Below are 10,241 nucleotides of genomic sequence, written 5' to 3' on the forward strand. Positions count from 1 at the left end.
GGCAAGCCCCCGTCGTACGTGCGGAAACGTGCGGAGTGTCACTCACGCTTTGTAGTGTGGTAGCACAACGCAGTACGTACGAAACAGAACGAGGAGAAAGCGCACCTAAGCCGCCGCCGGTCCTCGGTAGTGGCCCCCGGGGGGAAGCGAGCCCCGGGTGCTTCGATCGAAGACCGGCCCGCACAGCACGGCGCGCTTCTCCGTAACCGTCCCCCTGCCACACGGGCAGCCCAGGGACGAAGACGAGGAGAAAACGCTAGTGGAGAACGAGACCCACTACGCCGAGGCCGTCATCGACAACGGCGCCTTCGGCACCCGTACCATCCGCTTCGAGACGGGCCGCCTGGCCAAGCAGGCCGCCGGCTCCGCCGTGGCGTACCTGGACGACGACACCATGGTGCTGTCGGCCACCACCGCCTCCAAGAACCCCAAGGACCAGCTCGACTTCTTCCCCCTGACGGTGGACGTCGAGGAGCGGATGTACGCCGCCGGCAAGATCCCCGGCAGCTTCTTCCGCCGTGAGGGCCGTCCCTCCGAGGACGCGATCCTCACCTGCCGTCTGATCGACCGCCCGCTGCGCCCGTCCTTCAAGAAGGGCCTGCGCAACGAGATCCAGGTCGTCGCGACGATCATGGCCCTCAACCCCGACCACCTGTACGACGTCGTGGCGATCAACGCCGCGTCCGCGTCCACGCAGCTGGCCGGTCTGCCCTTCTCCGGCCCGATCGGCGGCGTCCGCGTCGCGCTGATCCGCGGCCAGTGGGTCGCGTTCCCGACGCACACCGAGCTCGAGGACGCCGTCTTCGACATGGTGGTCGCCGGCCGCGTCCTGGAGGACGGCGACGTCGCGATCATGATGGTCGAGGCCGAGGCCACCGAGGGGACCATCAAGCTGGTCGAGGGCGGCGCCGAGGCGCCGACCGAGGAGGTCGTCGCCGCCGGTCTGGAAGCCGCGAAGCCCTTCATCAAGGTGCTCTGCAAGGCCCAGGCCGACCTCGCCTCCAAGGCCGCCAAGCCGACCGGCGAGTTCCCGATCTTCCTCGACTACCAGGACGACGTCCTGGAGGCGCTCTCCGCCGCCGTCCGCCCGGAGCTCGCCTCCGCGCTGACCATCGCGGGCAAGCAGGAGCGCGAGTCCGAGCTGGACCGCGTCAAGGCGCTCGCCGCCGAGAAGCTCCTGCCGGAGTTCGAGGGCCGCGAGAAGGAGATCTCCGCCGCGTACCGCTCGCTCACCAAGCAGCTGGTCCGCGAGCGCGTGATCAAGGAGAAGAAGCGCATCGACGGCCGTGGCGTCACGGACATCCGTACGCTCGCCGCCGAGGTCGAGGCCATCCCGCGGGTGCACGGTTCCGCGGTGTTCGAGCGTGGCGAGACCCAGATCCTGGGCGTCACCACCCTCAACATGCTCCGCATGGAGCAGCAGCTGGACACCCTCTCCCCGGTGACCCGCAAGCGCTACATGCACAACTACAACTTCCCGCCGTACTCCACCGGTGAGACCGGCCGCGTCGGCTCCCCGAAGCGTCGCGAGATCGGCCACGGCGCCCTCGCCGAGCGCGCCCTCGTGCCGGTCCTGCCGACGCGCGAGGAGTTCCCCTACGCGATCCGCCAGGTCTCCGAGGCGCTGAGCTCCAACGGCTCGACGTCCATGGGTTCGGTCTGCGCCTCCACCATGTCGCTGCTGAACGCCGGTGTGCCGCTGAAGGCCCCGGTCGCCGGTATCGCCATGGGTCTGATCTCCCAGGAGGTCGAGGGCGAGACGCACTACGTCACCCTCACCGACATCCTCGGTGCGGAGGACGCCTTCGGTGACATGGACTTCAAGGTCGCCGGCACCAAGGAGTTCGTGACCGCCCTCCAGCTCGACACCAAGCTGGACGGCATCCCGGCCTCCGTCCTGGCCGCGGCCCTCAAGCAGGCCCGCGACGCCCGTCTCCACATCCTCGACGTGATGATGGAAGCGATCGACACCCCGGACGAGATGTCCCCGAACGCGCCGCGGATCATCACCGTGAAGATCCCGGTCGACAAGATCGGCGAGGTCATCGGCCCCAAGGGCAAGATGATCAACCAGATCCAGGAGGACACCGGCGCCGAGATCACGATCGAGGACGACGGCACCATCTACATCGGTGCCGCCGACGGCCCGGCCGCCGAAGCCGCCCGCGCCACGATCAACGGCATCGCCAACCCGACCATGCCGGAGGTCGGCGAGCGCTACCTGGGTACGGTCGTGAAGACGACGACCTTCGGTGCGTTCGTGTCGCTGCTCCCGGGCAAGGACGGTCTGCTGCACATCTCGCAGATCCGCAAGCTCGCCGGCGGCAAGCGCGTGGAGAACGTCGAGGACGTCCTCGGTGTGGGCCAGAAGGTCCAGGTCGAGATCGCCGAGATCGACTCCCGCGGCAAGCTGTCCCTCGTTCCGGTGATCGAGGGCGAAGAAGGCGACGACGAGACGAAGAAGGACGACGCCGAGCAGTGACGTCCCGTAGCTCCAAGGCGACGGCCCGCACCTCTTCGGAGGCGCGGGCCGTTGCCCGTACCCAAACCCTGATCAAGGGCACCAACGGCATCGGCACGGTCCGCAAGACCACCCTCCCGGGCGGCCTGCGCATCGTCACCGAGACCCTGCCCTCGGTCCGCTCCGCCACCTTCGGCATCTGGGCGCACGTCGGCTCCCGCGACGAGACGCCGTCCCTGAACGGCGCCACGCACTACCTGGAGCACCTGCTCTTCAAGGGCACCGGCCGCAGGTCGGCACTGGACATCTCCTCCGCCGTCGACGCGGTCGGCGGCGAGATGAACGCGTTCACGGCCAAGGAGTACACGTGCTACTACGCGCGCGTGCTCGACACCGACCTGCCGCTCGCCATAGACGTCGTCTGCGACATGCTGACCGGCTCGCTCATCCTCGAGGAGGACGTCAACGTCGAGCGCGGCGCGATTCTCGAAGAGATCGCGATGACCGAGGACGACCCGGGCGACTGTGTGCACGACCTGTTCGCGCACACGATGTTCGGCGACAACACCCTCGGCCGACCCGTTCTCGGCACGGTCGACACGGTCAACGCCCTGAGCGCCGACCGCATCCGCCGCTTCTACAAGAAGCACTACGACCCGACCCACCTCGTGGTCGCCTGCGCCGGCAACATCGACCACAACAAGGTCGTACGACAGGTCCGCGCGGCCTTCGAGAAGGCGGGCGCCCTCAAGAACCTGGACGCGCAGCCCATCGCCCCGCGCGACGGCCGCCGTACGATCCGCACGGCCGGCAAGGTCGAACTGCTCGGCCGCAAGACCGAGCAGGCGCACGTCGTCCTCGGCATGCCCGGCCTGGCCCGCACGGACGACCGCCGCTGGGCCATGGGCGTGCTCAACACCGCCCTCGGCGGTGGCATGTCCTCCCGGCTCTTCCAGGAGGTCCGGGAGAAGCGCGGCCTCGCCTACAGCGTGTACTCGTACACCTCGGGCTTCGCCGACTGCGGCCTGTTCGGCGTGTACGCGGGCTGCCGCCCGAGCCAGGTGCACGACGTGCTGAAGATCTGCCGCGACGAACTCGACCATGTCGCCGCGGGCGGCCTCTCCGACGACGAGATCAGCCGTGCCATCGGCCAGCTCCAGGGCTCCACCGTCCTGGGCCTGGAGGACACCGGCGCGCTGATGAACCGTATCGGCAAGAGCGAGCTGTGCTGGGGCGAGCAGATGTCGGTCGACGACATGCTGGCCCGGATAGCCGCGGTCACCCCGGACGAGATCCGCTCGGTCGCCCGCGACATCCTGGGACAGCGCCCGTCGCTGTCGGTCATCGGCCCGCTGAAGGACAAGCAGGCCTCCCGTCTGCACGACGCCGTCGCCTGAAACACCACCGGTTAGGAAGCAGGAAACATGAGCAAGCTGCGCGTGGCGATCCTCGGTGCCAAGGGCCGGATCGGGTCCGAGGCGGTACGGGCGGTCGAGGCCGCCGAGGACATGGAGCTGGTCGCCGCTCTCGGCCGGGGCGACAAGCTGGAGACGCTGGCGGAGACCGGCGCCCAGGTCGCCGTCGAGCTGACCACCCCCGCCTCCGTCATGGGCAACCTCGACTTCTGCGTGCGCCACGGCATCCACGCGGTCGTCGGTACGACGGGCTGGACCGACGAGCGCCTCGCGCAGCTGAAGGGCTGGCTCGCCCAGTCCCCGGAGACCGGCGTGCTGATCGCGCCGAACTTCTCCATCGGGGCCGTTCTGACCATGAAGTTCGCGCAGATCGCCGCGCCGTACTTCGAGTCGGTCGAGGTCGTCGAGCTGCACCACCCGAACAAGGTGGACGCCCCCTCGGGGACCGCCACGCGCACCGCCCAGCTCATCGCCGAGGCCCGCCGCGCCGCCGGCACGGCCCCGGCGCCGGACGCCACGGTGACCGCCCTGGACGGCGCCCGGGGTGCCGACGTCGACGGCGTCCCGGTCCACGCCGTGCGTCTGCGCGGCCTCCTGGCCCACCAGGAGGTGCTGCTGGGCGGCGAGGGCGAGACCCTCACCATCCGCCACGACTCCCTGCACCACAGCAGCTTCATGCCGGGCATCCTGCTCGGCGCCCGCCGCGTGGTGTCGACTCCGGGCCTGACGTTCGGCCTGGAGCACTTCCTGGACCTGAGCTGAGCCCGAAGACGTCATGCGCGCGAAGATCACCTACCTCGTCACGGCCGCCGTCCTGCTCTTCTACTTCGTGCTGGTCGGCAGCCGCGGCGTCATGCTCATCCAGTCCGGCACAGTCCTCACCGTCACCTTCGGGATCGCGGTGCTCATCCTGCCGGTCATCGGCCTGTGGTTCCTGTGGAAGAACACCCAGTTCGTCCGCAAGGCCAACCAGCTCGCCGCCGAACTCGACGCCGAGGGCGGGCTGCCCGTCGACGAACTGAAGCGCACCCCGGGCGGCCGCATCGACCGCGACTCGGCCGACGAGGTGTTCGCCAAGCGCAAGGCCGAGACGGAGGCGGCTCCGGACGACTGGCGCAGCTGGTTCCGGCTCGCCGTCGCCTACCACGACGCGCGGGACACCCCGCGCGCCCGCAAGGCGATGCAGCGTGCCATCGCCCTGCACGACGGCCGACCCGTCCAGGCCTGAGCCGTACCGGCGGCAAGCCGAACAAGAGGCCCGTACGCCGAAGGGGCCGGTCCGCAGCGCAGCGGACCGGCCCCTCCGGCTTGTCTGTTCCGGTCAGTGGCGCCCGTACTCCGCGGCCCACGCCTCCACCGCGTCGGCCGCTCGGTCGAAGGCCGCGGGGCGGTTGAGGAAGTCCAGGCCGTGGGTGGTCAGCAGGGGTGGCGTGTCCTCGGTGGGCCGGTCCTTGCGCACGAGCGTCAGCGCCTCCCCCTGCACCGTGCGGGGCAGCCCCAGCCAGCGCACCGGCTGCTGGGCCGTCCGCACCGAGATGACCCGTTGCCAGGGCACCGTACGCGTCACCAGGAAGCTGACGTGGCGCAGTCCGCGTGCGCTCACCCACACGCCCATGCGCAGCATCCGCAGCGCGGATGCGATGACCGTCAGCGCCAGGCCGAGGACCACGCCGGCCGAGGACACCGAGCCGGTCAGGGCGATCAGGACCGCCGCGAACAGCACGAACGAGGACAGCAGCAGCCCCAGGGCCGCCCCGCCCACGCGTCCGGGGCCGGGCCGGTAGGGGCGCCGCCAGCGCTCTCGGTCGTCGAAGGGCAGCGGGCTCTCGGAAGCCGCGTCGAAGGTGCGGTCGGCCGTCAGGAAGGGCAGGGGCACGGCTGGTCCTCACTCAATCCTTGCTGGGGCTGTGCCCGGTGAGGCTATCCGGCCGGGTTCCCGCTCACCACCCTTGGGCGGCCGTAAGGGTCAGCGCCCCTGTGCGGCCTGGGACTGCTGGGCCGGCGTACTGGACGGCGTGGACAGGGCCGGCATGCCGAGGATCACCGCGCCGACGAGCCCGGCCACGATGGTGAGGCCCAGCAGCCAGCTCCCGGCTATCCGGCCGGCGGACGCCTGCTGACGGGGCGGGGGAGCGACATTGCTGCGGAACCTATCGGCCTCGGCCACAAAGGCGAAAGGCACGGGCTCACGCCGACGGAACATGGGGGTACGGCTCCCTTCGGGATGAAACGGATGAGTCTCACCCACACAGACGAACAAGCGTCGCAATCGGTGCCCGGTTTCACCAATTTCATTCAGGCACGACGACGAACGCCCCGTTTGGCGGGCCGTAGAGTGGCGTCCGCAACAGACGAGATGGGAAGGACCCGCCGAACCGTGACCCCCACCCCCGACGACGAACTCAAGATCGATCTGCGTAGTGATGTCACCGTCGAACTGGTCAAACACAGCGCAGCGGACTCGGACGTTCTCTTCGCGGCCCGTGTGTCGACTGTCGGGGAGCAGTCCCTGGACGAGCTGAACAAGGACCCGGAGCGTTCCAAGGGCCTGATCAACTACCTGATGCGCGACCGGCACGGCAGCCCGTTCGAGCACAACTCGATGACCTTCTTCATCAGCGCCCCGATCTTCGTGTTCCGCGAGTTCATGCGGCACCGGGTCGGCTGGTCGTACAACGAGGAGTCGGGCCGCTACCGGGAGCTGCAGCCGGTCTTCTACGTCCCGGACGAGTCCCGCAGGCTGGTCCAGGAGGGCCGCCCCGGCAAGTACGTCTTCGTCGAGGGCACCCAGGCCCAGCAGGAGCTGGTCGGCCGCGTCATGGAGGACTCGTACCTGCAGGCCTACACGGCCTACCAGGAGATGCTCGACGCCGGCGTCGCCCGCGAGGTCGCCCGCTCGGTCCTCCCCGTCGGCCTCTTCTCCTCGATGTACGCCACCTGCAACGCGCGCTCGCTGATGCACTTCCTCGGCCTGCGCACCCAGCACGAGCAGGCGAAGGTGCCGTCCTTCCCGCAGCGGGAGATCGAGATGGTCGGCGAGAAGATGGAGGCGGAGTGGGCCCGGCTCATGCCGCTCACCTACGCCGCCTTCAATACGAACGGCCGTGTGGCCCCGTAACGAAGCCCTGTTCCCCCACGCGGAACGGATGTACGGATCGGCCGGGCGAAGTGTCCGTATTGCGGCATTTAGAGAAGTTCATCTAGCCTGATCAAACGGACCCGGCACTGCTTGAACCCCCGAGCAGGCAGTGCCGGGCTCCGCATTTGTCCGGACTTTCCAGGCACCCCAAGGGCAGACCACGCATGGAGCACCGAGTAGCGTGTTACCCATGGCTCCGACCTCGACTCCGCAGACCCCCTTCGGGCGGGTCCTCACCGCCATGGTCACGCCCTTCACGGCGGACGGCGCACTCGACCTCGACGGCGCGCAGCGGCTCGCCACCCATCTGGTGGACGCAGGCAACGACGGCCTGATCATCAACGGGACCACCGGCGAGTCCCCCACCACCAGTGACGCGGAGAAATCGGACCTCGTACGAGCCGTACTGGAGGCGGTCGGCGACCGCGCCCACATCGTCGCGGGCGTCGGCACCAACGACACCCACCACAGCATCGAGCTGGCCCGGGAAGCCGAGCGCGTCGGCGCACACGGCCTGCTGGTTGTCACGCCGTACTACAACAAGCCCCCGCAGGAGGGCCTGTACCGGCACTTCACGGCCGTCGCGGACACCACCGGGCTGCCGGTCATGCTCTACGACATCCCCGGCCGCAGCGGCGTCCCGATCAACACCGAGACGCTCGTCCGCCTCGCCGAGCACCCCCGGATCGTCGCCAACAAGGACGCCAAGGGCGACCTCGGGCGCGCCAGCTGGGCCATCGCCCAGTCCGGTCTCGCCTGGTACTCCGGCGACGACATGCTGAACCTGCCGCTGCTCTCCGTGGGCGCGGTCGGCTTCGTGTCGGTCGTCGGCCACCTCGTCACCCCCGACCTGCGCGCCCTCGTCGACGCGTACACCTCGGGCGACGTGGTCAAGGCCACCGAGATCCACCAGAAGCTGCTCCCGGTCTACACGGGCATGTTCCGCACCCAGGGCGTGATGACCACCAAGGCCGCGCTCGCCCTCCAGGGACTCCCCGCCGGGCCCCTGCGCGCCCCCATGGTCGAATGCTCGGCCGAGGAGATCGCCCAGCTCAAGATCGATCTTGCCGCCGGCGGGGTACAGCTCTGACAACAGACTTGGCACCACCCGAGCTTCACAACTGAATCCACAACTGCATAAGCGGGCCACCGGTGCCCGCACCCCACAACGACAACTGCTTCTGCACGAACGTCATGCGCGCCACGTGCCCGACCGGTACGTGGCGTGCATGGTGAGGAGAGTCTTTTGAGTCATCCGCATCCTGAACTCGGCCCGCCCCCGCCGCTCCCCGAGGGCGGCCTGCGAGTCACCCCGCTCGGCGGCCTCGGTGAGATCGGCCGGAACATGACGGTCTTCGAGTACGGCGGCCGTCTCCTGATCGTCGACTGCGGAGTGCTCTTCCCCGAGGAGGAGCAGCCCGGAATCGACCTGATCCTGCCGGACTTCTCGTCCGTCCGGGACCGCCTCGACGACATCGAGGGCATCGTCCTCACGCACGGCCACGAGGACCACATCGGTGGCGTCCCCTTCCTGCTCCGCGAGAAGCCGGACATCCCGCTGATCGGCTCCAAGCTGACCCTCGCCCTCATCGAGGCCAAGCTCCAGGAGCACCGGATCCGCCCGTACACCCTGGAGGTGGCGGAGGGGAACCGCGAGCGCATCGGTCCCTTCGACTGCGAGTTCATCGCGGTCAACCACTCCATCCCGGACGCCCTGGCCGTCGCCATCCGCACCCCCGCCGGCATGGTGGTGCACACCGGCGACTTCAAGATGGACCAGCTCCCGCTGGACAACCGCCTCACCGACCTGCACGCGTTCGCACGGCTGAGCGAAGAGGGCATCGACCTCCTGCTCACCGACTCCACGAACGCCGAGGTCCCGGGCTTCACCTCGCACGAGCGGGACATCTCCAACGTCCTGCGTCAGGTCTTCGCCGGCGCCCGCAAGCGGATCATCGTGGCGAGCTTCGCCAGCCACGTCCACCGCATCCAGCAGATCCTGGACGCGGCGCACGAGTACGGCCGCCGGGTCGCCTTCGTCGGCCGCTCGATGGTCCGCAACATGGGCATCGCCCGCGACCTCGGCTACCTGAAGGTCCCGGCGGGCCTGGTCGTCGACGTCAAGACGCTGGACGACCTGCCGGACCACGAGGTGGTCCTGGTCTGCACGGGCTCCCAGGGCGAGCCGATGGCGGCCCTGTCCCGCATGGCCAACCGTGACCACCAGATCCGCATCGTCGACGGCGACACGGTCATCCTGGCCTCGTCCCTCATCCCCGGAAACGAGAACGCGGTCTACCGCGTGATCAACGGTCTGACCCGCTGGGGCGCCAACGTCGTCCACAAGGGCAACGCCAAGGTGCACGTTTCCGGCCATGCCTCCGCGGGCGAGCTGCTGTACTTCTACAACATCTGCCGCCCGAGGAACCTGATGCCGGTCCACGGCGAATGGCGGCATCTGCGCGCCAACGCTGAGCTGGGCGCGATGACGGGTGTTCCGCACGACCGGATCGTCATCGCCGAGGACGGCGTGGTGGTCGACCTGATCGAGGGCAAGGCCAAGATCTCGGGCAAGGTCCAGGCCGGTTACGTCTACGTCGACGGCCTCTCCGTCGGTGACGTCGGCGAGCCGGCCCTGAAGGACCGCAAGATCCTCGGCGACGAGGGCATCATCTCGGTCTTCGTGGTGGTGGACTCCTCCACCGGCAAGATCACGGGTGGCCCGCACGTCCAGGCCCGCGGTTCCGGCATCGAGGACTCCGCCTTCGCCGACGTCCTCCCGAAGATCACGGAAGTTCTGGAACGCTCGGCCCAGGACGGCGTGGTGGAGCCCCACCAGCTGCAGCAACTCGTCCGGCGCACCCTCGGCAAGTGGGTGTCCGACAGGTATCGCCGCAGGCCGATGATCCTGCCGGTCGTGGTGGAGGTCTGACACCTCGTCCACGTGAACTTGGAGCGGGGCCCCTCGATTTGCATCGGGGCGCCCCGCTCCAGTACGTTTACGGCTCCGCCCAACCGGGAACCCCCCAGTACCTCGTGTGCTGGACGACGGTGCCCCGGAGCGGGTGGGAAATCCGGCTCAGAACTTCTGATAAAGTCGGAACCGCCGGAAAGGAAACCGCGAGAGCGGAAACCTGGAAAGCGCCGAGGAAATCGGATCGAGAAAAGATCTGATAGAGTCGGAAACACCGAAGGGAAGCCCGGAGGAAAGCCCGAGAGGGTGAGT

General features: G+C 68.8%; 9 protein-coding genes. 7 read left to right on the forward strand and 2 right to left on the reverse strand.

The window, feature by feature from the left end; genetic code table 11:
- Positions 1-259 precede the first annotated feature (259 nt).
- Genes ACIRVH_RS34595 through ACIRVH_RS34610 form a run of 4 tightly spaced genes read left to right on the forward strand, consistent with a single transcriptional unit; the run spans position 260 to position 5,104 of the window.
- Positions 260-2,482, forward strand: coding sequence for a polyribonucleotide nucleotidyltransferase (locus ACIRVH_RS34595; protein WP_403961724.1), 2,223 nt, complete (start codon positions 260-262; stop codon positions 2,480-2,482).
- On the forward strand, positions 2,479-3,858 hold the full coding sequence (locus tag ACIRVH_RS34600) for a M16 family metallopeptidase (RefSeq protein WP_403961727.1): 1,380 nt from the start codon (positions 2,479-2,481) through the stop codon (positions 3,856-3,858). The genes ACIRVH_RS34595 and ACIRVH_RS34600 overlap by 4 nt, the downstream gene beginning before the upstream one ends.
- A gap of 27 nt (positions 3,859-3,885) precedes the next feature.
- The gene (gene dapB, locus ACIRVH_RS34605) at positions 3,886-4,638 is read left to right on the forward strand and encodes a 4-hydroxy-tetrahydrodipicolinate reductase (protein ID WP_403961730.1); all 753 of its coding nucleotides are present in this window, start codon (positions 3,886-3,888) and stop codon (positions 4,636-4,638) included.
- A gap of 13 nt (positions 4,639-4,651) precedes the next feature.
- Positions 4,652-5,104 carry a hypothetical protein gene (locus ACIRVH_RS34610; RefSeq protein ID WP_403961733.1) on the forward strand — a complete coding sequence of 151 codons (453 nt, stop codon included), beginning with the start codon at positions 4,652-4,654 and terminating at the stop codon, positions 5,102-5,104.
- 93 nt (positions 5,105-5,197) lie between these two features.
- Here ACIRVH_RS34610 and ACIRVH_RS34615 read toward each other — a convergent pair whose 3' ends face one another.
- Both ACIRVH_RS34615 and ACIRVH_RS34620 read right to left on the reverse strand, forming a co-directional pair.
- Positions 5,198-5,752, reverse strand: coding sequence for a hypothetical protein (locus tag ACIRVH_RS34615; protein WP_403961736.1), 555 nt, complete (start codon positions 5,750-5,752; stop codon positions 5,198-5,200).
- A 90-nt stretch (positions 5,753-5,842) separates the two neighbouring features.
- Positions 5,843-6,079 carry a hypothetical protein gene (locus ACIRVH_RS34620; protein ID WP_403961739.1) on the reverse strand — a complete coding sequence of 79 codons (237 nt, stop codon included), beginning with the start codon at positions 6,077-6,079 and terminating at the stop codon, positions 5,843-5,845.
- A 174-nt stretch (positions 6,080-6,253) separates the two neighbouring features.
- Here ACIRVH_RS34620 and thyX point away from each other — a divergent pair, with 174 nt between their 5' ends.
- The 3 genes from thyX (at position 6,254) to ACIRVH_RS34635 (ending at position 9,947) form a co-directional block, all read left to right on the forward strand.
- Positions 6,254-6,994 carry an FAD-dependent thymidylate synthase gene (thyX, locus tag ACIRVH_RS34625; RefSeq protein WP_403961742.1) on the forward strand — a complete coding sequence of 247 codons (741 nt, stop codon included), beginning with the start codon at positions 6,254-6,256 and terminating at the stop codon, positions 6,992-6,994.
- A gap of 211 nt (positions 6,995-7,205) precedes the next feature.
- Entirely contained in the window at positions 7,206-8,105 is a 900-nt protein-coding gene (gene dapA / locus ACIRVH_RS34630) for a 4-hydroxy-tetrahydrodipicolinate synthase (RefSeq protein WP_386581921.1), read from the forward strand.
- Positions 8,106-8,261: 156 nt separating this feature from the next.
- Entirely contained in the window at positions 8,262-9,947 is a 1,686-nt protein-coding gene (locus ACIRVH_RS34635) for a ribonuclease J (protein WP_403961746.1), read from the forward strand.
- Positions 9,948-10,241 lie beyond the last annotated feature (294 nt).

It is taken from the genome of Streptomyces sp. NPDC101165 (assembly GCF_044768135.1).
Classification (GTDB): Bacteria; Actinomycetota; Actinomycetes; order Streptomycetales; family Streptomycetaceae; genus Streptomyces.

Bases quoted from the DNA above. Each gene is read 5' to 3' on its own strand.
- ACIRVH_RS34610 (WP_403961733.1), top strand. From the start codon at position 4,652: ATGCGCGCGAAGATCACCTACCTCGTCACGGCCGCCGTCCTGCTCTTC.
- dapA (WP_386581921.1), top strand. From the start codon at position 7,206: ATGGCTCCGACCTCGACTCCGCAGACCCCCTTCGGGCGGGTCCTCACC.
- dapB (WP_403961730.1), top strand. From the start codon at position 3,886: ATGAGCAAGCTGCGCGTGGCGATCCTCGGTGCCAAGGGCCGGATCGGG.
- ACIRVH_RS34620 (WP_403961739.1), bottom strand. From the start codon at position 6,079: ATGTTCCGTCGGCGTGAGCCCGTGCCTTTCGCCTTTGTGGCCGAGGCC.